Annotated in this window: 26 protein-coding genes and 1 pseudogene; 4 read left to right on the forward strand and 23 right to left on the reverse strand. The window is 48.4% G+C overall.

What is annotated here, in order from left to right; all coding sequences use genetic code 11:
* The first annotated feature begins 1,464 nt into the window (after positions 1–1,464).
* Positions 1,465–2,391, forward strand: coding sequence for an FRG domain-containing protein (locus CPH89_RS26365; protein WP_096236890.1), 927 nt, complete (start codon positions 1,465–1,467; stop codon positions 2,389–2,391).
* Positions 2,392–2,432: 41 nt separating this feature from the next.
* Here the strand turns inward: CPH89_RS26365 and CPH89_RS26370 are convergent, their stop codons facing one another.
* From CPH89_RS26370 to CPH89_RS26475, 23 genes are all read right to left on the reverse strand, one after another.
* Complete coding sequence (locus CPH89_RS26370; RefSeq protein WP_096236892.1) at positions 2,433–3,188, reverse strand: Gp138 family membrane-puncturing spike protein; 756 nt, start codon at positions 3,186–3,188, stop codon at positions 2,433–2,435.
* Positions 3,188–3,421, reverse strand: a complete 234-nt coding sequence (locus CPH89_RS26375; protein ID WP_145963501.1) for a hypothetical protein — start codon at positions 3,419–3,421, stop codon at positions 3,188–3,190. Before CPH89_RS26375 ends, CPH89_RS26370 begins: the two co-directional genes overlap by 1 nt.
* 17 nt (positions 3,422–3,438) lie before the next feature.
* A complete protein-coding gene (locus CPH89_RS26380; protein ID WP_096236898.1) occupies positions 3,439–3,795 on the reverse strand; it encodes a hypothetical protein in 357 nt (118 codons plus the stop codon).
* Positions 3,795–6,110 (reverse strand): hypothetical protein, encoded by a 2,316-nt coding sequence (locus CPH89_RS30290; RefSeq protein ID WP_157750154.1) that lies wholly within the window; start codon positions 6,108–6,110, stop codon positions 3,795–3,797. Before CPH89_RS30290 ends, CPH89_RS26380 begins: the two co-directional genes overlap by 1 nt.
* Positions 6,110–6,523 (reverse strand): hypothetical protein, encoded by a 414-nt coding sequence (locus tag CPH89_RS26395; protein ID WP_096236907.1) that lies wholly within the window; start codon positions 6,521–6,523, stop codon positions 6,110–6,112. The genes CPH89_RS30290 and CPH89_RS26395 overlap by 1 nt, the downstream gene beginning before the upstream one ends.
* Before the next feature lie 83 nt (positions 6,524–6,606).
* Positions 6,607–6,945: a hypothetical protein gene (locus CPH89_RS26400; protein ID WP_096236910.1), complete on the reverse strand. Its 339-nt coding sequence runs from the start codon at positions 6,943–6,945 to the stop codon at positions 6,607–6,609.
* A 21-nt stretch (positions 6,946–6,966) separates the two neighbouring features.
* Entirely contained in the window at positions 6,967–7,341 is a 375-nt protein-coding gene (locus CPH89_RS26405) for a hypothetical protein (protein WP_096236913.1), read from the reverse strand.
* Positions 7,342–7,471: 130 nt separating this feature from the next.
* Complete coding sequence (locus CPH89_RS26410; RefSeq protein WP_096236916.1) at positions 7,472–7,777, reverse strand: hypothetical protein; 306 nt, start codon at positions 7,775–7,777, stop codon at positions 7,472–7,474.
* Positions 7,777–8,019, reverse strand: a complete 243-nt coding sequence (locus CPH89_RS26415) for a hypothetical protein (protein WP_096236919.1) — start codon at positions 8,017–8,019, stop codon at positions 7,777–7,779. Before CPH89_RS26415 ends, CPH89_RS26410 begins: the two co-directional genes overlap by 1 nt.
* The gene (locus CPH89_RS26420) at positions 8,019–8,540 is read right to left on the reverse strand and encodes a hypothetical protein (protein WP_096236922.1); all 522 of its coding nucleotides are present in this window, start codon (positions 8,538–8,540) and stop codon (positions 8,019–8,021) included. Before CPH89_RS26420 ends, CPH89_RS26415 begins: the two co-directional genes overlap by 1 nt.
* Positions 8,541–8,565: 25 nt before the next feature.
* A complete protein-coding gene (locus CPH89_RS26425) occupies positions 8,566–8,835 on the reverse strand; it encodes a hypothetical protein (RefSeq protein WP_096236925.1) in 270 nt (89 codons plus the stop codon).
* A complete protein-coding gene (locus tag CPH89_RS26430) occupies positions 8,835–9,038 on the reverse strand; it encodes a hypothetical protein (protein ID WP_096236928.1) in 204 nt (67 codons plus the stop codon). Before CPH89_RS26430 ends, CPH89_RS26425 begins: the two co-directional genes overlap by 1 nt.
* A gap of 97 nt (positions 9,039–9,135) precedes the next feature.
* The gene (locus CPH89_RS30295; RefSeq protein WP_145963502.1) at positions 9,136–9,441 is read right to left on the reverse strand and encodes a hypothetical protein; all 306 of its coding nucleotides are present in this window, start codon (positions 9,439–9,441) and stop codon (positions 9,136–9,138) included.
* Between the two features lie 1,386 nt (positions 9,442–10,827).
* On the reverse strand, positions 10,828–12,165 hold the full coding sequence (locus CPH89_RS26435) for a hypothetical protein (RefSeq protein WP_096236931.1): 1,338 nt from the start codon (positions 12,163–12,165) through the stop codon (positions 10,828–10,830).
* Between the two features lie 427 nt (positions 12,166–12,592).
* Entirely contained in the window at positions 12,593–13,387 is a 795-nt protein-coding gene (locus CPH89_RS26440; protein ID WP_096236933.1) for a phage baseplate protein, read from the reverse strand.
* Positions 13,388–13,507: 120 nt separating this feature from the next.
* Complete coding sequence (locus CPH89_RS30300; protein ID WP_145963503.1) at positions 13,508–13,786, reverse strand: hypothetical protein; 279 nt, start codon at positions 13,784–13,786, stop codon at positions 13,508–13,510.
* A gap of 3 nt (positions 13,787–13,789) precedes the next feature.
* Complete coding sequence (locus CPH89_RS26445) at positions 13,790–14,239, reverse strand: hypothetical protein (RefSeq protein WP_096236935.1); 450 nt, start codon at positions 14,237–14,239, stop codon at positions 13,790–13,792.
* Positions 14,240–14,272: 33 nt separating this feature from the next.
* Entirely contained in the window at positions 14,273–14,710 is a 438-nt protein-coding gene (locus CPH89_RS26450) for a hypothetical protein (protein WP_096236938.1), read from the reverse strand.
* Between the two features lie 13 nt (positions 14,711–14,723).
* Positions 14,724–15,119: a hypothetical protein gene (locus CPH89_RS26455; protein ID WP_096236941.1), complete on the reverse strand. Its 396-nt coding sequence runs from the start codon at positions 15,117–15,119 to the stop codon at positions 14,724–14,726.
* An 11-nt stretch (positions 15,120–15,130) separates the two neighbouring features.
* On the reverse strand, positions 15,131–15,958 hold the full coding sequence (locus CPH89_RS26460; RefSeq protein WP_096236944.1) for a hypothetical protein: 828 nt from the start codon (positions 15,956–15,958) through the stop codon (positions 15,131–15,133).
* 45 nt (positions 15,959–16,003) lie between these two features.
* On the reverse strand, positions 16,004–16,951 hold the full coding sequence (locus CPH89_RS26465; RefSeq protein ID WP_096236947.1) for a baseplate hub protein: 948 nt from the start codon (positions 16,949–16,951) through the stop codon (positions 16,004–16,006).
* A 473-nt stretch (positions 16,952–17,424) separates the two neighbouring features.
* The gene (locus CPH89_RS26470) at positions 17,425–17,745 is read right to left on the reverse strand and encodes a hypothetical protein (protein WP_145963504.1); all 321 of its coding nucleotides are present in this window, start codon (positions 17,743–17,745) and stop codon (positions 17,425–17,427) included.
* Between the two features lie 687 nt (positions 17,746–18,432).
* Entirely contained in the window at positions 18,433–20,019 is a 1,587-nt protein-coding gene (locus CPH89_RS26475) for a recombinase family protein (RefSeq protein ID WP_167422765.1), read from the reverse strand.
* Between the two features lie 84 nt (positions 20,020–20,103).
* Between CPH89_RS26475 and CPH89_RS30475 the strand changes: the two are divergent.
* The 3 genes and pseudogenes from CPH89_RS30475 to glgA all read left to right on the forward strand — a co-directional run.
* A pseudogene (locus tag CPH89_RS30475) lies at positions 20,104–20,373 on the forward strand (alpha/beta fold hydrolase); the annotation flags it as partial.
* A 26-nt stretch (positions 20,374–20,399) separates the two neighbouring features.
* Positions 20,400–21,353 carry a D-2-hydroxyacid dehydrogenase family protein gene (locus tag CPH89_RS26480; protein WP_053255870.1) on the forward strand — a complete coding sequence of 318 codons (954 nt, stop codon included), beginning with the start codon at positions 20,400–20,402 and terminating at the stop codon, positions 21,351–21,353.
* A gap of 433 nt (positions 21,354–21,786) precedes the next feature.
* Positions 21,787–23,343 (forward strand): glycogen synthase GlgA, encoded by a 1,557-nt coding sequence (gene glgA / locus CPH89_RS26485; RefSeq protein ID WP_078828405.1) that lies wholly within the window; start codon positions 21,787–21,789, stop codon positions 23,341–23,343.

Below are 23,343 nucleotides of genomic sequence, written 5' to 3' on the forward strand. Positions count from 1 at the left end.
GTGGTTGTCATTCTACACGTCACAAACACATATGACAAATGTCTGAACGACCATTACCAGAAATGACAAACAATGATTACACAGTGTGTCAGCTCACACCTACGGTGTTATGTCAACAGGATTAATTGCTTGTGTTCTATTTGTTGTGTGTTTGTTGGGAATCCTCTTGACTGGACACACCTTTGTATGAGCGACCTTTGAGAGTGTGAGCTTCGATGTGCCAAGGCACGGTGCTTTCGCATCAAGAGGATTACCACTTGAGAATGTATCCCAATACAAACACAAACATATCCATCACCAACCAATCAGCGTATCCGCTGGAGCCGCCATAGGCTCAATGGCTTCTGTGTTCATTGGAAATGAAGGGTTGTCCTGCTTATGCCTCGGGGCATGGGGCTGTGACTCTCTGAACGTCCGTTCAGGGGTTATATCACTGGGAGTTTGTCACAACCGTTCTGGGCTGAGAGCCTTATAAACCGTGGCTTCCAGCCGAGTGAGACACGTTTTTAGTGGACACTATTTCAGAACACCTTACGGCGTCTGAGAGAGAGTTTGCACAGAATGTTGTTGACGCTCTGCACCATCTATGAGGCTTGGATTGTGTGTTCGCACTTGAGTGTGTGCCACGTCCGTCAGCGTGATATCCCATCTGTCAACTGTTATTCATCACATAACACAGATGAGAATCCCTACCATCTCCAAATTGAAGCCTTCCGGCAAATCGTGTGAAATTCCTTGATGGGAATCACTCTCATCTATCTGAGAAGTGTAAAGATTGCACAGATGTGCGCTGAAGTGGTTGACACATGTTCTTGGTTGTGAATCTGTGGTGATTTCTTCGATTATTTTTCACTTTTGTGCAAAAATCTCTTGCATGTGCAAAATGGATTTGCTTAGTAAAACAGCACACAGACAAACTACCCTCAAGTGTCACCACCACTGGTAATACGACATCAAGCTAACAAACCGTTCAAACACACTCTCATCAAAGTATTCACACTCATAAAGCGGTATCAGCAGAAAGGAATACTCCTACAGATAATAGATAGCAAGCTAACAGTATTACTACCCTACTCCTGATGGATGATTTAACAGTGGTACTACTCTCTGAACGGACGTTCAGAAGCTTACATACCTAGTGTCGTGAGACACAGTGATATACCAGTCAAACAAGAAACATAACAACCAACTATCAAATGAGCTAACCGCTCTTATATTGGTGCAGAAAGCCTTGTCAGAATGACAAAGGATATACCCGTGTCGGTACGACACAGAGTTACTATCTCTTTAGGTTTCTTGTTTCTATTGTTGGTTGTATGTGGGAACCACATCAGGCGAGAACACTTGAAGTGATATATCACTCTGAACTGACGTTCAGGGGCTGCACAACAGGTGCTCTCTTGCGGCTCTGGATTATCGGCCCGTACACTTGGATACAACCAACGGAACAAGGATCAAGCAACGATGGGAAGCCCAACTGAGATAGCCTTTGAGACTGCACGTCAGTTGCTTGACCACGTTTCGCCTCTAAATGACGCTTGGAAAAACGGGAAATACGTCTTCAGGGGTCAGCCAAGCGACGAGTACAAACTAACCCCTTCTGTGTGTCGTAATGGCGAAGGCTCATTTGGGTACGGCTCCCCTCGAAGAATGTTTGATAAGTCAAGCTCGGGCCAAGTCCGCTTTGAGTTAGACATTCTGAAGAAGTTTTTAGATGGCTGTGACCGGTCTGGGCTGATTGTACCCGGATATACAGAACAGATTAGAGACAGGCTGATAACTGCTCAACACTCGTTCATGAGTGGACACAGACCTTGGCCTCAGCCAGAAATGCACCAAATCATGGCGATAGCTCAACACTATGAAGTGCCAACCCGCCTCCTAGATTGGACTGATCGAAGCTTTGTTGCATGTTATTTTGCAGCAGCATCAGCAAGCTTTGAGATTGACTTTATGGGGATGCCAAAGATTGCTGTGTGGGCGCTGGAAACAACTTCTGCACCTTTCTGGAAAACGATAAAGATCATTCGACCACCGGGAGGCACAAGTCAGAATCAAGCGGCTCAATCTGGTTTGTTCACTGCTCACCATGCGACGGATTACAGTGTAGACGACACATACAAGGCTGACGCACTTGAAGACGTTCAGGAGATATACGACATAACAAACGGCTATGCTCCACTTATCAAAATGACGCTACCATTAAGTGAGGCACCTGACTTACTGGATTTGTGTTCTAAGATGGGCATTGATGGCTCAACTCTCTTCCCCGGATTCCACGGTGTGGCAAAGATGGTTAAAGATTGGGGTAATGTCGAGATTGGTGTTAGACACACTCGATCAGCAATAGACGAATATAACGCTGAGGGTTATGACCCTGACTTCGACTGAGCATGAATAAGAAAGCCCGTTCATGGCGGGCTGTTCTGTTGTTAGGCTGTTGGCAATCCAGATACACCACTACCCGGTGTAACCCCGGCGTGTTTGTGGGTGTCAAATGGAATCCCGTTGAATGTCCATGTTCCGCTGATAGTGGTGTTGCCTGTCCATGTGGTGTTAGGCACATTCACTTTCAGAGAAGAGGCATTGATAGAGACACTGTTGCTTGCGTTCAGCTCAATGTCTTTAGCAATAACTTTCACTGTGAATTGTGAGTTGATTTCAACGTTGCCGTCTGCTTTGAGAGTGACGTTTGTTTCTGCACCAGTCCCTGTGTTGTGGATGATGGTTAGATCATTCGCATCTCTTGGGAGTTTCAAGCTCTGGAGTTGTTGAGCAATCACGCCCGGTGGAGCCAACCCCGGAAAGAACACAACATCCATCTCATCCTTCATCCGGTTGTTATTCACTTTGGTAGGATTGGAGTTGGAAGCAATCTTGAAGTTATCTAGACTGTTATCGGCAACATCGCACCACCCTTCATCACCTACGCTAACAGGGAAGAGGATTGCACTTCTGTGAGTTCTGATATGGCCAATAGGAACATTGAGGATGTGCAAGTCATCCATGTTTTCCCCATCGTCGGTGTACCGTTGAATCAAAGACTTCACTGTCACGGATGGAACAGCGGTATTATTGACGCCAACTACAACAGCGGGAAAGCCTGTTCTAGCGTTGTCGTTGTGGTTATGAATCTCTGTTTTGATAACGTCGATATAGGACGCGTCTGGATAGGTAATATTGAACATTAAGCTACCTTGCTTAGACGTACTGGGAGACGGATTTCAGGTAGAGGAAGAACATCACCTTTGTTGTCTTGTAGAACAAAGTAGACTCCACCATTATCTGTCTTTGCACGGAACACTTTGGAAGTGTCGTAAACGTCTTGCTCTTGAAGGAACTCATCAGCAGCAGCCTCAGCTTCTGCTTGAGTTTTAAAATGGGATGGGTATGTGATACCCTCAATTGTTACTGGGAACATGTTTGATTCTCCTGTGTTTATTTGGATTTGATTGCTGAGTTTGGGCTTGTTGTGATTGCTGGATTTGCAGTTTGATTGATGTTGATAGGCGAAACACTGTAGATAGCGTCTCGGGCCTTCAATGGGACTTGAATATCAATGTACTGCTTGAGTTGTTCATTGCCGTTGTTAATCTGCATCCTGAAAGAATCAGATTGAGCAAGAGACGTTCTTACAATCTCCTGCCTCATCATGGCAATGTCTTGGCTTCTTGTGACTTGATACTCATTGAGTGTGATGTGGGCATTGACCGTTAAGATGCAGCACCCAATCAGGACAGTGAAACAAGCTGCAAGAAGCCAACCCCAAACTTTATTATCTAGGGCTGACGACATTAGTTGCCTCTTGCTTGGGACTGTGTAGCAGCGGCTCTTGCTGGACTCAACTTGTTAACAATGTCCTGCATCGTTCTTTCGGTTTCTCGACGATGATCCTCAAGCACTCCTTTCATTTCTTCAGGAGCAACACCGTTTAGGGTGATTGGTGCTTGGTTGAGTGTGATTGTGTTAACAACGTTGTTATTGACAGCAGAAGCGGCGGCTTGTCCGTTTACAGCAGGTTGAACAAGTGGCGTCTTTGGAGTTGCACCCACCATGTTAGGGAAGGCTTTAGGGCCAGCATCAGGAGCAACAACAGTGTCTAGCTTTGGAATATCACTACCATCAGTTAGACGCCAAGGCGCTGTTGGGTCAACATTGCCAGCAGGGTTAGGCATAGGGCCACCGCCCTGACGGTCTAGCTCTCGTCTTGCAACGATATCTGCACGTTGCTTGTCGTCAACTTCACGCTGCTTAACAATCTGGTCATACTTGTCATCATCAATCTTACCAACAAAGTGCAAACCATCTTGAACCTTGCGTAGTAGGTATGTGATTACATCAGCAAATGTAGTGATTGCATCAACGACAGCCGTAATCACTCCAATCAGAGTTTCACCTACAGTCTTGAACACACCAACATCATCAGCAATACCAAAGGCTTGCTTGATCGTGTGGTAGTAAGTAGTGAAGCTTGTTCCTAGCTCATCCATTGCAGAGCTAAGGTCTTGCATAAACTTAGGATCAAAGTAGCTCTTGCCGTTGTTAAACCAGTTGGCAAGCTCAGTCAAACCCTTAACCATACCTGTAACACCGTCAAGCACCGTGCTAGAAGAACGGCCCAAAGCTTCAAACTGTGGCTCAATAGCTTTTAGGAACTCTACAAGGCTGCTGTATAGGGCAGGCATTGTGGTTTCCAATCCAGTGTTGTCAAAAGCAGAAGCCATGTTTGCTTGGTATTGGTTGGCGATTCGGTTATCCCAAGAGTCTTGGGTGTTGCGGGCTTTATCCAACAAGCCACCGTCATTAGCATGTTGATCCAGTGTCTTACCGAGTTCCATCATGAATCTTGTAAGTGCATCACCACTGATCTTTCTGTCTTGACGATCCTTACCGAAAGCTTTCAAGGCTTCATCACCAGTTAGCTTGCCACCGGATGCTTTTTGCCAAGCTTCAGCACCAAACTCGTTGGCGTGTGCCCCAAGGTGTTCTGCAATTTGGCCTGTCCATTCTTCAGAGAAGAGTTGACCTTTACCAAGGGCTTGACGCATACCAAGACTAATCTTAGACATATTTTCGTTAGACAAGTGTTGAGCCTTACCATATCTGAAGATGCCTTCAGCAGTGTTAGCAGCTTTATCAACTCCAACTTTAGAAGACAATGCACCAACGATTTTAGAGTAATCTGCTCCAAGCTCTTTTGTGGATAGTCCTTCTGTTTGTGCGAAGTTCTCAAAACGGTTGTTCATACGTGCAGCGTTCTCAGGAGTCTTATCTCCTACAGCTTGGAACTGCCCAAGGCGTTGGTTTCGAGTGTTAGCAGCTCGTTCAGCCGCTCGGGCAAAACCTGTGGAAGCGGCAACGATTGCAGCGAATGCAGCCACTACCAGAGCAGCGGCACCAGCTACAGCACCCAACCCCATTGCTGCACGGCCTAGACCACCTGCAAGCCCTTCCAAGCCACCTAGAGCGCCTTCAGCACCACCAGTGACGCCACCAGCGAAACGACCAACACCGCCAAAGCGGTGAATGGCGTGGCTACCTACACCAAGCAAGCCACCGCCGTGAGCGGATCGTGGGCCACCGTGCCCAGGAGTGTTAGCCTGTCCTGCTGCACGTCTGTTTGCGGCATGTTGTTGTGCTGCTGCACGGGCTGCACGGATTTGGTGTTGCTGCTGGAGGTTGGCTAGACGGGACTGTTGAATCTGGTGTCCCACGGCTTGAGCGTGTTGCAAGGCTTGAGCTTTTGCAGCGGCATAGGCTGCTTTCTGTTGTTGTGCTGCCAACTGAGCTTGTTTGATCTGTAGAGCCACCTGTTGTTGCTGTGTCTTCAGACCACTTGCTCGGCTACTATTGTTGATCTTGGCAAGCTTGGCATTCTGTAGCTGTGCTTGATGTTGAGCTTTGGTTTGTGCCTGTTGTGCAACAACCATGTTCTTAGCTGCCTGTCCTGCACCACCTGTACCCTTCAAAGCTTTATCAATGGCTTTACCAGTGTTACGGGCTTGAGCTTCGAGAGCTTTCATTACTGCTTTGGCTTGTTGGATTCCCTTTAGGTCAACCTTGAAACCAATCTTGGCGAATAGCTCGCCTAGTTCTTGATCAGTAACCATCACATACGCTCTTGAATCAGTTGAAGTGCACGTGTTTGTACAGCGTCATCAGCATCAGCAATGCCATTCAAAGCTGTCTCAGAATCCAATACACCAGATGTTAGATACTGGGCCATCACTTCGATGTTTTTAGCATCTTCGGTTGTTGGTGCAATGAAGGCCAGAGCCTGTTCAATAGCGTAAGTGGAACGGATTACACGTTCATCACTCAGCACCTTGTCAGCGTATTTGAGGTCTGTGTAAGAAGCGTGTTTCAACACCTCTTCACCAAAACGCTTGCCGTATTCTTTGAAGTCGATCAGAGACAGGATGTAATCAACATCAGTGTGTTGGTTTGCAGCTTCCAAGCCTTGGCGGAATAGCTTCTCTACAAGATCAGAGAAGTAGGCTTGATGTGTACGTGTCATTGTCATTATTTGGTGTCCTTATAGGAAAAGAGCCGACACGGAATGTCAGCTCTTGAAATTGGGTAAGAAAGGAAAGCTCAAAGCAGTTGTTAAACAGCCTTCAGCTTTGCATTCTCTTCTAGTAGTTGTTCCATGCGGATGCGGAAACCTTCAGCTTGCATGTTGGTGTAAAACAACTCACGCTCCAGCTTGTCAGATTGGCGAGAAAGAGTTTCCAGTTGGTCAACAATCAACTTACGATCATAAGCAACCTTGCGTGCTGCCTCACTACATACAGCGTTCTTTGCTTCCTCTTGTTCAAGCGTGCTCACCAACATCTGTACAGCGTAGAGTTGATCAGTTAGAACAAGATGATTGATGATGTGGTGATAACTGGATGGTGTTGTGGCTTGGTACTTCAGAATCAGTGCGTGTTGACCGTCTGTCATTGTCTTAATCTCCTGTGTCTCTTATTTGCTGAAGTTGAAAACCAAACCTTCTTGGGGTTTGACGTTGCCCGCTGCATCAACACCTTTCTTCTCCTGCACCTTTAGAGGAATGAAGACAGGGCAATAACTCTTGAAGATGTCGTGACATTCTTGTTCGACAGTCTTGGAGCCTTTGCGTGGGCGTCCGGGGGACTTCTTCTTAACTGGCAATGTGATGTGTTCAAAGCTTGCAATCATCTTGGCTTCTTCAATCATGTGTTGAAGACGTTGAATGTGCTCTTCTGGAAAGCCACAAGAGAGAGCACGTGTTAGGGCTTTCTCAAGTGGTTCAATTGTTTGTTTGTAGATGCGAGCAGCAAACTTTAGCTTCTGCTCTGCTGTCATAGCGTTGGACATTATTCTATTTCCTCTTGTTCGTAACGACGTTTACCGTCCCTACGTTGAGAGCGGTTCTTGTCTTTGTGTTTTGGTTTGGACTTAGAAGGGGCAGCGCCCCATTCATCGTTGTCGTATTGGGCAGTGTTCATTACTTCTTGTATCTCTCTTGCAGCATCTGCATTGTCAGCTCAGCAGATGTTAGCTGTGGTGCTGTTTGTGCGAGCGTTACTGTATGTACATTTGTCTTGGCTACAGACTTAGCGACTGCCTCGGCCTTAGAAGCTTTGGCCTTCTGCACTGTCTCTCTGAGATAGTCTTGCTCTTCAACAAGCACTTTGTAGAACTGAAAGAATCCAGCGTCATCTAGGTTGATGGCTGAAGTGGCGAGCACTTCAGTAACATCAGCGTCAAACAGCTTAGCAATAAGCATCTTGCGGTATTGTTGTTCACTCATTACTTGGCAGCCTTCAATTCTTCTACATCCTTAACAAGCATTGCTGTCTGTGCAGCACGGCCTTTGGCGATGTCTTGTGTTCTTTTCAAGGAGGACTCCAACTGATCAACCTTCTTGGCAAGGTCTAACTCTTCAGCGGTAATTGCTTCGATCTTGGCATCCAATTCTTCCACTTGTTCTTGTAGAAGCCTGATTGCATAGTGCAGTTGGCTAGACAATTGACACAGTTCTCGTTTAGTCATTACTTAGCCCCTTTCATACGAGCACGTACACGCTTATCAAAATCAGCCTGTACACGTGCTGCGTCTTCTTCTTTGAGTTGAGCAGCAATAGCAGCTTCTTCAGCTTTCAATGCTTCAGCTTCTTGTGCAAACACACGTTCGTTATGTGCGTCAATGTCTGCTGTGTATTTGGCTGTGACCTCAGATGTGATGGCCTTAATGTCTTCAGCCTGAAGAACTTCAGGCTTAACAACATAGATTTTTACGAGTTTGTTACCGATAGATGGTTGGTAGATACTGCCTGTGTAGAGTTTGTATCCTTGATCAACTTTGTTTTGCACTTCGTTCATTGCCGCTTGAGGGAAAGAAGCTTCTACAACTTCCAAGGCACCACGGAGGTTGAACTCACCAGTTCGCAGACGGCCATGTCCATCAAGAAAGCTGTCACGGCCTTGTACAGTTACAGCGTAGGCTTGCGTTTCGTAGTCAATGAGCGTTTGCAGTTCTTGTTTATCGTGCTTCTTGATTGTTAGGGTAGTCATAATGTTTTTCCTTGTATTCGTTTGGTTATTGAGCAGCGTCAATGGCTGCATAGATTGCTTTGAGTTCTGCTGTTTGTAGCTTGGCTGGCTTTTCCATATGCACCACTTGCACAACAGACCAGTTCATGTTGCTGGCAGTGATGAAAGGATCAGCAGCACGCTTGTAGCCTTTGCTAACAAGGTCGTCATACTGACGAAACATATCTACATGAAAGTTGGTGTAGATGATTTCGTACTTGCCTTGGGCTTCATATTTGGCTGAGGCTTCAGTCTTCAGTGTTTGTGTGTCGGTCATCAGAATTCGTATCCTTGTTCTTTGCACCACTGGGAATACTCTTCAAGCGTTTCGTCTTCAGAGTCACCAGCGTAGCGGTTAGATTTGATGAACATGAAAGACTCATGTGTTAGGTCGCCTTCATCCAAAGTGGCAAGAAACTCTGTACGCCACATCTCGTTAGAAAGTTGTGTTTGTGTTCCGATTGCAAAAGTGTTTTCCATTGCTCAAGCCTTCTTGTTTAGGAAGTGGCATTGAAGAACACCGAGGGAGTAGCCAATAGCCAAGAAGGCAAAGCAGAAAGCACCTACTGTGATTGGGTCAAACATGTTGAGATTCCTTGTTAAGCAGTTTGTAGAGCATGGATTGTTTTCTGTTCTTGCTGTCCTCTGGAGTTTCTAGAATCAATGCAGCTACTGCACCTAGGATTTCAGAATCAGAGAGTTTGGAGATTTGTTGTTTGTAGAATTCGAAGATTGAAGTCTTGGCTTGCTCAATCTCTTTATCAGGGTCTTGGTTGTGTCTGTACGAATGGGAGCGGCAAGAGCTACTGCAAAAACGAGATGTTGAACGTTGTGCAGGGTAAAGCTCGCCACACCATCCGCACACTTTTGTAGTGTGGGCCATGTAGATTTTCCTTGTATGTCTGTGGTGTGAACGGGAGCGGAACGGTAAAAGATACGAGCACAAAGAAAAGCAGCACTTTGGCTGCATCGCTCTGTACAAGGAATTAGTTAGGGTTTCGCACCAGCTACCCTGAAGCTGTGAAAAAGTTGCTGCTCACTGTTTATTAAGTTTGCCGTGTGCTGTCTTGCTGACTCATTGCGAATCAACAGGAATCTGAATCAAGAGCAGTGTTCCACACCGTACTGCTAAGACGGCTCTTTCATCACTGAGCTAAGAACGACCAAAGCCGTGAGGTGTGTTCAAGTGATCGCCAGCAACTTGATGGTACTGAAACAGGCCATGAAGAGCCTTGCGGATGTTTAAATGAGTGTTTCGAAGGAGTGCCGGTATTGAGCAACCACCGGCGCGGTGCTAACAAAGCGTGGGAGGACACGCTTGCTCAGGCATACCAACCAGTTAGAAAGGAGGAGTAAACTAACGATCGGTATTAGAAGGGATTTTGGTAGCAAGAAAGACAACTAAGCATCTTTCCTTTGCTCGTATGTTATTATCTCACGGATTTGACAGAAGTCAATACCTAAGTGTCATTTTTATGCAACTTTTTGACAATTATTTTCAACTAGCTTGCTTCTCCTACCATAACTTAAACTGTATCTGACAAGCTCGTTTAGAGGCTCTTCAATTTATGTTCTGTTGTTGGATTGCGTTCGGTATTTAATGAGGGTAAATGGCAATCGGCCAAAAATTTGGCCGATTGGATTAGGAGAACAATATGAGTATCAAACAGAGTGCTTCGCTCTGCTCGCTGACTACTGGCAGCCGTTGGGCTATCGGCTTCTCTGATTCTTGCCGGGGGCACTTTGATTGTTAACCAACGCTGTGAGGCTTTCTGCTGCCATCTACAAGGCGAGAGATGTTCAGTCTAACCTTTGGACTGCTCACAGCTTAGAATTACTCACACGTTGCCGTGTGGAGCCTCAAGGCTTCTCGCATTTGAATGTGATTCACTTCAAAGCTGACTACCCTATCAAACAACAAACAACACAACATTCAAAAGAGAGTAAGCCTCAAAGGGTTGTCTGCCGTGAACGATGTTCACAGTGTGCCCTTTGGCCTTGTGCCTAGTGATGGTGGTTTGTGTTTGTTGCTTGAGGGAGTACAGACGACAACGCGGGTTGTCAGGGAATACCACTGTGAACGATGTTCACGGGTTACTACTTGAGGTGTTGTATCACGCTGTGGGTGTCAGCTTCAGAGTGGGTATTCTGTGCGGCTTGTCACACTCCAAAATGGCTCAAACCCTTGATTGGCGTGGGCTACAGGGCATATGGGGTACACTTTTAGTGGACAACATTTCACAGCAGATAGAGCGGTGTGTCTCAAGGTTTATGCAAAGATATGTTCAGCACGGTCGGACAGGTCACAGAAGTTTGCACCACCAATCAAAGCGTTGTAGCCGTAAGCTTCAGAAGCCATACGGACAATCTGAGCTTCAATGCGGGAAGTGCGTTCTGTTTCAGTTTCTGGCATGTAGCAGAAGTCTGCACAATCATCACCGAAACCAGCAAAGAAAGTTGCTGTGCTAGTCATACGCTTAACATGCTGCTCAGCATCCACAAGAAGGCTCTGTACTGCTTCCTGAGCCTTTGCAGCCAGACGTTCTTGGTTACGTGCCAATGTGTCTTGTTGACGAGCTTCAGCGGCTCTCAGAGGTGCACGTAGTTCAAACTTGAGGCAATCAATCTCGTTGTCCATTGCATCGTTCTCAGAAACCATGCCGTGCATTAGATCGAACAGAGTGTTCTGTGCATCTCTAGACAAGCCAATGTGTGCAAAGTCACCACGGGTGTACTCTCTTGCGATAGATGCGAACTCTTCAAGCTCACAACGAAAGTCAGCGTGGCGGATAAGCTCTTTAATCATCATGGCAGAGTCAGACAATTTCTGTCCTTTCATCATTGGCTTAAACTCTTCACGACTCTGGATAGCTTCAACAGCAGCAATGATTTCAGGTGTCTTAGAAGTGGAGTCATCTAGGATGGCAGCAAACTTATCATGATCCTTGTTTCCACGATCAACTAGCTTTTCAAGTTTGGCTAGAGAAGCTTGACGGCGAGACTCGGTAAGTTTGGCTTTCTTGCTGAACGCAATGATTGTCTCTGTACCAATGAAGTCGAAGATACGATCCAGCACGCCAGCTTCATCAGAAGCAACGTAGAGTTTAGGAAGAATATCGGTACGGTACATGAACACACCAGCGTTGTTGCTGTGAGTGTTGGAGTGGCGACGGTTCAGGTAGGCAGGAGCGACAATCAGGTTTTCAGCATTCATCAAACCAAGCACTGTTTCATGCTTAGTTGGGGCAACGTGACAGATGTGGAAACTGTCCTTGCCACTCATGACGTTGGCTGTCATACGAAATTTTACAACGTTGTACAGGTCAACTAGGTTATCAACCGATCCCACAAGGGTATCAAAGATTGCCAGGGTGCCAGCTCGTTGGGCTTCTCTTGTCAGGAACAGGAAGAAATGGTTAGAGCGTGGGATTGTGAACTCTTTTCTTCTGGAAACATTCTTGTTCAGGGATTTGCACGCTTCAGAGCAGTAGATTGTAGAGGCGTGAGCAGGACGGAATCTGTTAGAGCATCCTGTAGCTTTGCAACGTACTTGTTTCTTAGCTGGGGATTTCTTAACGGCTGTTTGTGTGTTCGATTGTGCTTTCATTGTTGCTAGCTCCTTGAAGGTCGGCTTGGGATAGGGTTTGTTGTGTTGCTTTGTAGATCGTGTTGCAGTCGTGGCAGCAAACTGGCTGGTACTTCTTACGGGTGAACTGCTTCTCGCAGACACGGCAAATAAGAACCTTCAGAGCGCCACCACGTTTGTTTTGAACGGGCATAGAAATATCTCCTGTGAGGGATGAGCCTAAAGGCTGTATTTTGGTTTGGGCTTGTGTGTAACTGATGGTGTTGCTGGAGGGTGTTTGCTATTGCGGCAAACAAATCATTCCCTACACTGTTAGTTTACCACGGAAACTATCTCTGTCAACCCCTTAGACAGATATTTAATACAAAATCAACAACTATTTTCACACTTCCCTACATACGACACACAAACAAAAACCCGCTTCAGCATTACACCGAGCGGGTTCCTATCATTTGTCAGGCGGCACGTACTCCAACACACTCTTTCCGGCGTAGCTGGATGGTGCATTAGCAACGTTGTCTGTGCCTGCTTTGGTCTTGATCTTTCCGTTTTTACGGCCTTTGTTATTCCTGATCTTTACAGCAATGTTTCGAGTGTTGGCGTAAACAACCTGCTCAAAAGCCAGCTCAGGGAAAATCCCGTCCCCTGTTTGCGTGTTCTCTTCAAAGGCAACGTTAGTGAAGACACAAGGGCCATAAGAACCAACGTTCAATCCACCTAGCAACTCAATCACTTGGAACTCTTCCGAGTTTTGCCACATGCTGATTAGCTGGCGTTTCACCGCTTGAGACGATTTAGACTTTTCTTGAGGTGTCAGAATAACTGTAGGGATTGTGTCCCTTGTGAACTGTGCAATCACCTCTGGTAGAAGCTTGTTGATAGAGCCTACAGTGCTAATCTGAACAGGCGTCACAACCTGTGTGCTGTTCTTGTACTGCTTGTCACGTGGCATGTACAAACCATTTGCGTCAGTAGACACGTGGTCGCCAGTATCAAAAGAGAAAGCAGGGATTGCACCCAAGGTAGTTGGTCGGTTGATATTGAAGTCAGCATCAGACAGAACACCACTGATGGTGTACTTTGGGTTCTCTCTTGTTGTGTGGTCTGTAATCAAACTACCGTTAGAAAGTGGGTGCTTGGAGATGGCAGAGCTATATTGCTCTGTAATGCGAGTGATTGCGTCGAAGTAGATTACGTCAGATGTTTTAGTGACAATGACGAATCCAGAAAATGAAGCGTCCATATGTTTGTTCCTTATATTGGGCGTGCAGAGGGCCACAAGCCTGCTTGAGAGGCTTTGTAGGCTTACTGGCATGTTGGCTTAGGTTTGTAGCTTGAGTGGCTGTATAGCTCTGCGGGAGCGTTACACGGTCACTGCTTTGTAGATATCGACTACACGGCCACGAACAATAGTCTTCAAAGGCTTGTCGAGTTGGTCGATATAAGTGATTGGTTGCACTGGCTTAACTTCCCAAGACGCTGGGTTAGCTTCCATCCAATCCAGAGAGCGTACAAAGGCTGTAGCGGCTCGTTCTCTTGCTGGGAGTGTCAATGCCGGGGTGTGGTGCTCAAGAAGGCTCAGAACGCTTTCAAGTAGGCTTGGCGGGGTGTGCTGGTCTTCAGCTTGTGTGATTGCTTCCATACGTTAAGCCACAAACTTAAACTTGACGCTCTCAAGCATCTTGCCTGTGTCGTACAACGGACGGTCGAAGCCTTTAGCTGCAATCGTTCTTGCACTGTTGCTACCCGGATAGTTGGCAATCGTGATCTTGATTTCCTCAGCAACGATCTTACCTAGGGTGGCAAGGATGCGGCGTGCATTGCCTGTGTTATGGATCGTGGCCCGAGCTGCTGCCATGAGTCCTTTAAGTAGTTTTTTGCGTGTCTGCTTGTCTTCAAGTGTTTCACGCATGAATGGGCGTTCAGGGTGAAAGCGTGTTCCAAACTCGTTGTATGCCGCCACTTGAGCAACTGGCATACCATCGTCATATCTGTCTTCCTCAAAGAATCCTACTTTAACCTTTGTAGCGGCCAGCGTTTTTAGGCGTCTGGCCAGATTGTCAAATCCTTTGAGATTAAGTGTCGTCGTTATCATAATCTCTCTCATTGTTGTGGGGTTGTTGCTGTGTTACTTCCCTTGATTGTTGTTGTATGTTGGGGACACATTGATAATGGGGTTGGCTGTCTGTTGAACATTAACCCCAATGTTTCTATGAGCCTCAGCGGCTCTGTCTCTTACTAGCTTCATCATTTCCTTTGAATCTGCTTTGAACATCAAGTCTTCAAGCTTACGTGTTACTCTGTCAGTCTCTTGAAGCTGAAGATTAATACGGGCTTCAGATTCTTCTGTCCTGAGTCTAAGGCTGGCAATGTCCGTCTTGATTGGCATCAAGCTTTTATCTACAAGCTCCTTCTGCACAGTGATGTTATCGAACTGGTATTGCTCCACTCTTCCAGTCGTTATGAACTGGGGAATGAAGACAATCCCCAGAACCAGAAGTGTTGCCATGATGAGGCCGTGTAGATACGTCATTGGACGTTGAAGCGGGGATTGTTTTTCATCCATCTATAGATTCCTATTAGATTGGCCCTAACTGGCTACCCCCATAGGAACGTGTGGAGGGTTTAGGACTGAAGTGGGTAAGGCATTGTTTTAGTTTGCCCATGAATAGCCCCTTGTCACGGCCAGAGAAGACTTCATCAGCAGTGCCAGCAATGCCGATTTGAATAGCTTTGTTCATGAAGTCTTCCACAGCATCTACAAGGAACATGTTACCGACGTAAGAAACAATCACACTCTCTTTGGTGCGAAACCAGAAGAAGTGATAGTTGGTTACGTCAGGGTGTCTACGCTTGAGCATCATATTGAAGTGGCGTCCAAGACGCTTTAAGTCAATACGACCTTTCAACTCGTAAACTACAGAATGAAACCCTTCTTTCTGAAGAGTCTCAATGTGTCTTTTGATTGTTGGCATTGAGCCTCCTGTTATTGGTTTTGCTTAGCCTGCCTCACAGACTCTTTGTGCATTTCGCAAGACTCGAAGTATTGTTTAACTGCAATCTCATTCATGTCGTGTGCATCCTCTAGATTGAGGCATGTAGAGAGTTCAGCGTATGTAGCCAAATCCAACTGACTGTTGAGGATGCTGTAGATAATGCCAGCCTGACTAAAGCCAGCAGCCGACCTTTCCAAAGACTTTGGTGGAGCAATGCCCCCGCTGTCGTAGTTCTCAGGAAGAGCGAATCTAACTGTGTTCCACACTGGTGCTACGTTGTGCCCTACAAATGCGTAAAGCATCTGGGCAATCTGAGGCATTGTGAGTGAGGAAACATCAACTGGCTCATCATCTAGGGTGATGTACTTGAAGAACTCACCAAACACAGAATCAAAGTCTGTAGACGCTTCTTGTTTGTTCGTAGCTTTGTAGTCAATGACATAACTCATTGGGGCTTGCACGTGAGCCTCTACAACTTCCTCCCTGTCTTCCAGAGTATTGCCAGCCAAAACTTCTCTAACCGTGAGTTTACTTCCTCTTGTGTCAGAGCTTGGGCGTTCAAACACTTTGTATGGTGCGTTGGGGTTTGCAACACGATCTATGAACATAAGCAATGCTAGAAACTGGCTGCTAGCAAATCCAGCCAATGGCATAATCTGATTGTTCATAAAGGAGTATGTACCCTCTTGCATCACGACACTGAACGCACTAATGGCTGTAGCGTAGTTTTCGATTAATTCACACGCTTCTGTTGCTGGATGATGTTTGATCTTGTATGTTCTATCGTCAACGACGAACTTCTTTGTACTGATTGGCATAAAGCCTCCTGTATTGTTGGTAGCTTGGGCAAGCTAGTTGGGTTGTTAAAGGACAGTGATGTCACTGCCACTCATTTCAGAGCATTGACATTCTGCATACCAATCATTACCGCGAGTGTCACCATTAAAACGCACGCTGTCGATTCTGTAGAAACCATTAATGTTGTCGGATTCCAGTTTCACAACCGTACTTGGCAGAAGAGCAGCGTCTAGCAGCACCTTGAACTGCAAGCCGTATCTAATACGCTTGTCTTTCTTAGGTAGTTTGGTTTGTTTTTGAGTGCGGAATGGGGTTTCAATCATCCCTGTTTCAGAAGAGATAACTGGACACAGCACTGTAGACTTTGTATCTGGCCCATTTACATCTGTTACAGTCAGGACGTTGTTAGAGACGTGATACTCAAGACCGTAAGCCTTTGTCAGTTTGTCCAACATATCCTTGGGAGTGCCAGACAAGCGCCAACCTTGAACCACTGGGCTATTTAGGTTTGTGCCTACGATAGAACCACGGGACACACCGGGCATGTTGTCTGTGATGATGCGGAGAACGTCTTCAACTGTTTGGCCGGGGCTAGCCATTGCACTGAGACGGGTTTTTGTGAGGTTGACATATCCGTCACCAACAATCAGTTGTGTGATTGTGTCTGCTCCACGCTTGATAGTGGATTGGTCAGTGACGTTACCGCTAACAAGAAGTTTGCGGCCCTCTTCATTCTTGTAGCCAACATAGAGAGACACTTCTAGGTAGTGACTATCAAGAAGTCTTTCTTGTTCAGGGTTGAGGTTGTAGATTTCGATAGAGGCAGAGTTGCCGTTGTTGTTCTTATGGTCAGATGTTTTGCTAACATCGAATGTGATGCGGAGAGAGTCAGAGCCATAACCAGAACCTTCAATCTCGATTCCTTGGCCTTTGTTGTAGTTACCAACAGTTAGGGTGTAAAGCCTTTCAGACTTGCGGGTTAGCTGGGGATCGGTGTTTGTAGTTGTCGCCATAGTTGGATTCCTTGATGTTGTGGGCGTAGGGCTTGCACGATTGTTTGAACGGACATAATCAGAGCCTTGTGGTTGTGGTGATTGATGCGGCAGGACTTACCAGTGCAGAAAACCTTACGGGCTGTCTTGCATGGCATGGTGCACCCACAGTGTTTGCACTTACGTTCGGTGATAGTCATTCTGAATGTTCCTTTGAAATAGATAGTTGTGACACTTAGGTTAACGGTACTAAACATCAGGCATGAAAAAGGCCACGCTGTGGTGGCCCTTTCAAATGCACTTGCCCAATGCAACACAACCAGTGAATCCAGTAACAAATACTTCTTCCTAATGTGTACTACAGTATAACACACGTATCACAATCACACAAGACCTGTCAACACAGATATGTGATGAAATCACAAAAGAAAAGCCCCAGAGCGTGAGCAATGGGGCTTCAGGGTTCCCACAACATTGGAATCTGTCTCACTGTGTCAGTGGAGTGTCTTTCTCTGTGTCTTTGGTGTGCTCTGCCTTTCTCTGTTGGCCTCTTGCATATCAGAGATGGCATTGAAGAGTGCTAACAATTCGTCGTCTTCCTCTTCTTCCACATCCTGTGGAATGGCTTCTTTCTTGGAAGGTTCACCAATCACAACTGGAGGAAGCTTTTTACTTCCATTCAGGTATTGGCGCTCTTCTTCCTTACGCCGTAAGTAGTTGGCATCCCTGCCAGACAAATTGCCACGCATCCAAGCGTCAGCAGCTCTGTCTAAACGTGAGTCATCACCAAGTTGCAAAGCGTGTAAGTATTGCATGTTAACCCCCTGCATCCTCTTGTGTGTTTGTGTAACACATCATACCACAGAACAGGAAAATCACATAACACTATCTTACGCTGAAGACAAGATATTACACACTCAAGGCAACAACCACAGAGAAGGAGGGATAGTAGCCATTGCCAAGAGTGTGAAACAAGTACGCACCAGACCGCTAGGTCAGATGGTTTGAATATGGGTGATTATCAGTATGAGGATAACTCTTTGTCATCCTGACATATAGAAGCAAGATCAAAAGCAGAAGCTTTCTTGTCCTGTGTAGACATTGTTATGTGTTGGCTGTGTGTCAGACAGAGTAGTGTTGGTGCAGAAGACGTTAAGATCAACAGCCGCCCGTTCCAGTGGGAGCGTACACACTTCGCTACACTCAGTGTACGGGCAGACCGGGGCCATGTCAAGACAATTTACACACGAATGACACAATTCTGTGTGCAATGCTTTATAGGTTGTGTATGTGTTACCTGTATAACAATGGAAGCTCTTGAGAGCGCGTATGGGCCGTTTTACCCATCTTGGGTATGCAGACGTACTAGCAAGCTCACACAAGCCCCTATACAGCCTCATAGAAGCCATAACGCAAAAAGCCCCATGAGGGGCTGTATCACTTGAGAGTGTGAAAGCCTAGCGCTGGTATTCCAAAAGGCTTAAAGCGTCTCTGAGGGCTTCTCAGGAGCTTGGAGACACACCTTTGAAGTTTACCAGCTTCACCCTTTCGAGCTTCCCGGCGAGTCCTGACATAACGTCTATAGGCTCACTCTTCTTGGCAGTCTTCCTAGGCTCCTGTCTAACAACTGGCAGCTTCAACATCTGGCCTTGTGGGTTGACCACCTTGTGCACGTCCTCAGACCGCCCCCAACCCTCATAGATGAATGTCCCGGCAGGCGTATCAATCGTCCTGTTGACATTGCAGACAATCTTGTAGCCAACCGACTGAAGCAAAGCGTTGGCCTTGAGTGGGTCTAACATGATGTCTGTCATGTTAGTTATCTGATCCTTCACAGTCACGCTACCGTGTTGCAATGACTTCTTTTCAGACTCCAAGGAACGGCGCTGAGCCTTCAAGTCATTCAATGACACAATCAACTCTTCTACATCATCAACCTCAGCGACAGCCCTTGCCACTTTCGTAATCTTCACACTCAAATCTTTCAACTCACCATCAATCACAACTTCACGCTTCTGACTATCTGTGAGTATCTGGCCTTCTAGGGCGTCCTTGATGTGTTTCCAGCACGATAGTTGAAAAGCATAGGCAATCACACTCTCTGGAATACCCTTGCTGTTAGAACACGCTACAGAGCCTCGGCGGGCACGGCTTGAACATTCCATCACAGCGGGCGGAATAGCTCCCTTTGTTCTTTTGCTGTAACTCTTTGTGTTGAAGTTCTTTCCACAATCACCACACACAACTAATCCTGTGTATTTGTGTTTGATTGGTGCAGAGCGTGGAACAAATTTAGCTTCCATACGTTTCTGCACACGATAAAACAACTCAGGTTCCACAACCACAGGATACACATTCGGGATACCTTGCCACTCACCTAACACAGTGCGATTTGTCATCCAACGTTTAACAGTGCTGGGCGCCATACGTGCAAGGAGTGGGTTTGTGTTGCCTTCAAAGATACGTTCAAAGATGCGACGTTCTCCAAGACCGCTGGCGTAGTCTTCAAATGCCTGCTTAACCAACGGTGCAATCTCAGGAATCAACTCACCTTCTGAGGTTAACCACACAGGCGTGTGACGCTTAGGTGTTACTCCTGCCAGTGCCAGTGTGTTACGGCTCTTGTAACTGGCCTTCATACGAACACTGAGAGTTTCAGAGTAGTTAAAGGCAGCTTGCACCTTACCAACGAGAATGTAGAAGCTACCGCCCCTCAAAGACTCTTGTGTGTACACCTGATTGTCATCAAGCGTCACAAGAGACACACCAGCATTCAAGATGTTGATCAACACACCCGACATGATGCCCGGTTCCATACGTCCTGCACGGTCGATAGCCTCAACCAACACAACGTCTCCAGCACCAATAGCGCCCTGTTCGATTGCTTCAAGGAGCTTGCCGAAACCGCTTTTAAGGTGCCTGCCGCTACGGCCAGAGATGCCCAAATCTTTAAAGGACAGCTCACGGTTTAAGGTGAATGCAGGGTTAGCTTCGGCCCAACGGTCAAGCATGGCCTGTTGACGCTCAAGGCTGCTACCCTTCTGCTGTTTCCCGGTGCTGAAGCGGATGTAGGAGTATGCGTTGTTCACTTTAACCACCGTGTTTGCTGGGGCTTCTGGCCTCTGGGGCCATTCTACCACTGGTTTGGAGGAGAACCCCACAGTGCCGCTTACTTCACCCAGCCGGTGTACTACGAGTTCAAGGATTTGCAGATGCCCACCCTGCTGCTGATCGGCACGGCCGACACCACCGCCATCGGCAGCGATATCGCACCGCCTGCGGTCAAGGCCAGGCTCGGTCACTATGACGTGCTCGGCAAACAGGTGGCCAAACTGATCCCCCACGCCACCCTGGTGGAATTCCCCGGCCTGGGGCATGCGCCACAGATGGAAGAACCGGCGCGGTTTCACCAAGCGCTGTTACAGGGCTTGAATGCCCTTTAATCCAACCTTTTTCGAGGCACGCGTGAATGTCGGTACAGATCGCAGTCATTGATGATTGGCAAAATGTGGCCAGTGGCGTGGTGGATTGGTCGCTGCTGGCGCCCGTCGGCGACGTGCATTTTCTTCACGACTACCCGGCGGATACCGCCACGATGGTCGAGCGTTTGAAGGGGTTCGAGGTAATTTGCGTCATGCGCGAGCGCTCCACCTTCGATAAGGCCCTGCTGCAAGGCCTGCCGAATCTGCAATTACTGGTGACTGGCGGCATGCGCAACGCCGCCATCGACATCCCTGCCGCTAAGGCCCTGGGTATCCAGGTCTGCGGCACTGATAGCTATAAACACGCGGCCCCGGAACTGACCTGGGCGTTGATCATGGCCTCTACCCGCAACCTGCTGGCCGAAGCCAACTCGCTACGAGAGGGTGGATGGCAGGTTGGCCTTGGGGGTGATCTGTATGGCAAAACCCTGGGCGTGCTCGGGCTGGGCAGCATTGGCCAGAAGGTCGCGAAATTTGCCCAGGTATTTGGCATGCGGGTGATTGCCTGGAGTGAAAACCTCACCCCTGAACGTGCGGCCGAGTCAGGCGTGACCTGGGTGAGCAAGCGTGAACTGTTTGAGCAGGCGGATATCCTCACCGTGCACCTGGTACTCAGCGACCGCAGCCGTGGCCTGGTGGATGCCCAGGCACTGAGCTGGATGAAACCGAGCGCGCGCCTGGTGAATACAGCGCGCGGGCCGATTGTGGATGAACAGGCGCTGGTGCAGGCGCTGCAAGCCGGTCGATTGGCAGGGGCCGCTCTGGACGTATATGGCGAAGAGCCGCTACCGGCCGAGCATCCGTTCCGGCGCTTGCCGAATGTGCTGGCGACGCCCCATGTCGGGTATGTAAGCGAGCAGAATTATCGGCAGTTCTATCAGCAGATGATCGAGGATATTCAGGCGTGGGCAAACGGCGCGCCCATTCGCGTGCTGGGCTGACGCACCAATCAGGTGCATACGCACCCCTATGGAGAGGGCCCTTGCTCCTCTCCACACCCATCGCGCTGAGCCCTTGAATCAGCGCAGGCTGGCAAACTTGCCTATCGTTACAAGTTTTTTGTCCTACAAAATTCCCACATAAACCGTACAGCTTCTTGGATCTGGCCTAGACTCATGACCGATGGGTCCGTTCCAAAACAAAAACCCCGCAAAAAATCGAAACTTTCCAACTCTGCCGTAGGTCCAGTTTTTAAGGGAGGCGAGTGCACGCGGCTCACGCCAAATGCCCGTCCATCCAATCTTTTTTAGCAATCAGTGCAACTGGCATACGCCTTGCCAGTTTGTACAGTGCTTGTGCGCCTGGCCGCAGGATGTGGCCAATCGGAGCCGATGGCAGCGGGCCATTAGCCGACCAAATATGTGGGAGAGAACTATGATCAGTGCCGCTGTAGATACTCAGGGAGAGCGTTTTAGTCAGGTGGCAGGGGGACCGACTACGTTGGCCGACCTGCCCAATACTGTGCGGCCGATCGTGAGTCAGAACCCTAATCGCAAGAAAGTCCTGTTTGTGACCTCGGAATTTGCCGACCTGGTGAAAACCGGCGGCCTGGGCGACGTGTCCGCCGCCCTGCCCCGCGCCATGGCCCACTTGCATGATGTGCGGGTATTGATTCCGGGCTATCCGCAGGTAATGGAAAGCGACAACCCGATCCATATCATTGGCGAGCTGGGCGGCCACGCGGCGCTGCCGCCCTGCAAGATCGGGCGCATGGACCTCAAGGACGGTCTGGTCATCTACGTGTTGATCTGCCCTGAGCTCTATGAGCGTGAAGGTACGCCCTACGGCGCCAATAACGGCCGTGACTGGCCGGACAACCATATCCGCTTCGCCCGCCTGGGCCTGGCCGCCGCTGACATCGCCGCCAACCTGGCGCAGATCCACTGGTGCCCTGACCTGGTGCATGCCCACGACTGGCCTGCCGGGCTGGCGCCCGCCTATATGCACTGGCGCGGGTCGCGTACGCCAACCCTGTTCACCATTCACAACCTCGCCTATCAAGGTGTGGTCAGCCTGGCCTCCACGCCTGAGCTGGGTATTCCGCCGCATGCCCTGCAACAGGAAGGCATGGAGTTCTACGGCAAAATGTCATTCCTCAAGGCGGGCATGGCTTACTCCAGCCACATCACCACGGTGAGCGCGACTTACGCCCAGGAAATCACCACCCCGGAATTCGGCTGTGGCCTGGATGGTTTTCTGGCCAGCAAGACCCAGCAAGGTCTGCTCAGTGGCATTCCCAATGGTATCGATGAAAGCTGGGAAACCTCGACCGACACGCACCTGACCCATAACTTCAATATCGGTGACTGGGCAGGCAAAGGCATTAACGCCGCCCACGTGCGTGAACTGTTCGGCTTGGCCGACTCTACCGGTCCACTGTTCGCCGTGGTCTCACGCCTGGTGTATCAAAAAGGCCTGGACCTCACCGAAGCGGTCAGCAGCTTTATTGTCGAGAACGGTGGCCAAATCGCGATTATCGGCCGCGGCGAACCGGAAGAAGAGCAAGCCATGCGCGAACTGGCCTTGCGCTTCCCCGGCCAGGTCGGCGTGCGTATTGGCTTCAACGAAACCGATGCACGGCGCATGTTTGCCGGCAGCGACTTCCTGCTGATGCCGTCGCGCTATGAACCGTGCGGCCTGAGCCAGATGTACGCGCAACGCTTCGGCTCATTGCCGGTGGCGCGCAATACCGGCGGCCTGGCAGACACCATCGAGAATGGCGTCACCGGGTTCCTGTTCAATGAATCCACGGCGCAAAGCTACGAAGAAGCGTTGAGCCGCGCGTTCAGGGTATTTGCCAACAAAGGCCTGCTCAATGCCATGCGCAGCCGCGCCATGACTCAACCTTTCAACTGGTGCCAGGCGGTAGAACCCTACGCCGAACTGTACGAACAGCTTGTCGCCAAGGCGCTGGGGAAATCGGCTAAATAA

Origin of the sequence: Pseudomonas fluorescens, from assembly GCF_900215245.1 — a bacterium.
Classification (GTDB): Bacteria; Pseudomonadota; Gammaproteobacteria; order Pseudomonadales; family Pseudomonadaceae; genus Aquipseudomonas; species Aquipseudomonas fluorescens.

What these genes read in the sequence shown, in the direction of transcription:
- CPH89_RS26425 (WP_096236925.1), bottom strand. Translation starts at nt 8,835, where the DNA reads ATGACCGACACACAAACACTGAAGACTGAAGCCTCAGCCAAATATGAA.
- CPH89_RS26395 (WP_096236907.1), bottom strand. Translation starts at nt 6,523, where the DNA reads ATGACAATGACACGTACACATCAAGCCTACTTCTCTGATCTTGTAGAG.
- CPH89_RS26460 (WP_096236944.1), bottom strand. Translation starts at nt 15,958, where the DNA reads ATGCCAATCAGTACAAAGAAGTTCGTCGTTGACGATAGAACATACAAG.
- CPH89_RS26445 (WP_096236935.1), bottom strand. Translation starts at nt 14,239, where the DNA reads ATGATAACGACGACACTTAATCTCAAAGGATTTGACAATCTGGCCAGA.
- CPH89_RS26365 (WP_096236890.1), top strand. Translation starts at nt 1,465, where the DNA reads ATGGGAAGCCCAACTGAGATAGCCTTTGAGACTGCACGTCAGTTGCTT.
- CPH89_RS26375 (WP_145963501.1), bottom strand. Translation starts at nt 3,421, where the DNA reads ATGTTCCCAGTAACAATTGAGGGTATCACATACCCATCCCATTTTAAA.
- CPH89_RS26480 (WP_053255870.1), top strand. Translation starts at nt 20,400, where the DNA reads ATGTCGGTACAGATCGCAGTCATTGATGATTGGCAAAATGTGGCCAGT.
- CPH89_RS26380 (WP_096236898.1), bottom strand. Translation starts at nt 3,795, where the DNA reads ATGTCGTCAGCCCTAGATAATAAAGTTTGGGGTTGGCTTCTTGCAGCT.
- CPH89_RS30295 (WP_145963502.1), bottom strand. Translation starts at nt 9,441, where the DNA reads ATGGCCCACACTACAAAAGTGTGCGGATGGTGTGGCGAGCTTTACCCT.
- glgA (WP_078828405.1), top strand. Translation starts at nt 21,787, where the DNA reads ATGATCAGTGCCGCTGTAGATACTCAGGGAGAGCGTTTTAGTCAGGTG.
- CPH89_RS26440 (WP_096236933.1), bottom strand. Translation starts at nt 13,387, where the DNA reads ATGGACGCTTCATTTTCTGGATTCGTCATTGTCACTAAAACATCTGAC.
- CPH89_RS30300 (WP_145963503.1), bottom strand. Translation starts at nt 13,786, where the DNA reads ATGGAAGCAATCACACAAGCTGAAGACCAGCACACCCCGCCAAGCCTA.
- CPH89_RS26450 (WP_096236938.1), bottom strand. Translation starts at nt 14,710, where the DNA reads ATGGATGAAAAACAATCCCCGCTTCAACGTCCAATGACGTATCTACAC.
- CPH89_RS26465 (WP_096236947.1), bottom strand. Translation starts at nt 16,951, where the DNA reads ATGGCGACAACTACAAACACCGATCCCCAGCTAACCCGCAAGTCTGAA.
- CPH89_RS26415 (WP_096236919.1), bottom strand. Translation starts at nt 8,019, where the DNA reads ATGACTAAACGAGAACTGTGTCAATTGTCTAGCCAACTGCACTATGCA.
- CPH89_RS26405 (WP_096236913.1), bottom strand. Translation starts at nt 7,341, where the DNA reads ATGTCCAACGCTATGACAGCAGAGCAGAAGCTAAAGTTTGCTGCTCGC.
- CPH89_RS26435 (WP_096236931.1), bottom strand. Translation starts at nt 12,165, where the DNA reads ATGAAAGCACAATCGAACACACAAACAGCCGTTAAGAAATCCCCAGCT.
- CPH89_RS30290 (WP_157750154.1), bottom strand. Translation starts at nt 6,110, where the DNA reads ATGGTTACTGATCAAGAACTAGGCGAGCTATTCGCCAAGATTGGTTTC.
- CPH89_RS26410 (WP_096236916.1), bottom strand. Translation starts at nt 7,777, where the DNA reads ATGAGTGAACAACAATACCGCAAGATGCTTATTGCTAAGCTGTTTGAC.
- CPH89_RS26470 (WP_145963504.1), bottom strand. Translation starts at nt 17,745, where the DNA reads ATGCAATACTTACACGCTTTGCAACTTGGTGATGACTCACGTTTAGAC.
- CPH89_RS26430 (WP_096236928.1), bottom strand. Translation starts at nt 9,038, where the DNA reads ATGGAAAACACTTTTGCAATCGGAACACAAACACAACTTTCTAACGAG.
- CPH89_RS26420 (WP_096236922.1), bottom strand. Translation starts at nt 8,540, where the DNA reads ATGACTACCCTAACAATCAAGAAGCACGATAAACAAGAACTGCAAACG.
- CPH89_RS26400 (WP_096236910.1), bottom strand. Translation starts at nt 6,945, where the DNA reads ATGACAGACGGTCAACACGCACTGATTCTGAAGTACCAAGCCACAACA.
- CPH89_RS26455 (WP_096236941.1), bottom strand. Translation starts at nt 15,119, where the DNA reads ATGCCAACAATCAAAAGACACATTGAGACTCTTCAGAAAGAAGGGTTT.
- CPH89_RS26370 (WP_096236892.1), bottom strand. Translation starts at nt 3,188, where the DNA reads ATGTTCAATATTACCTATCCAGACGCGTCCTATATCGACGTTATCAAA.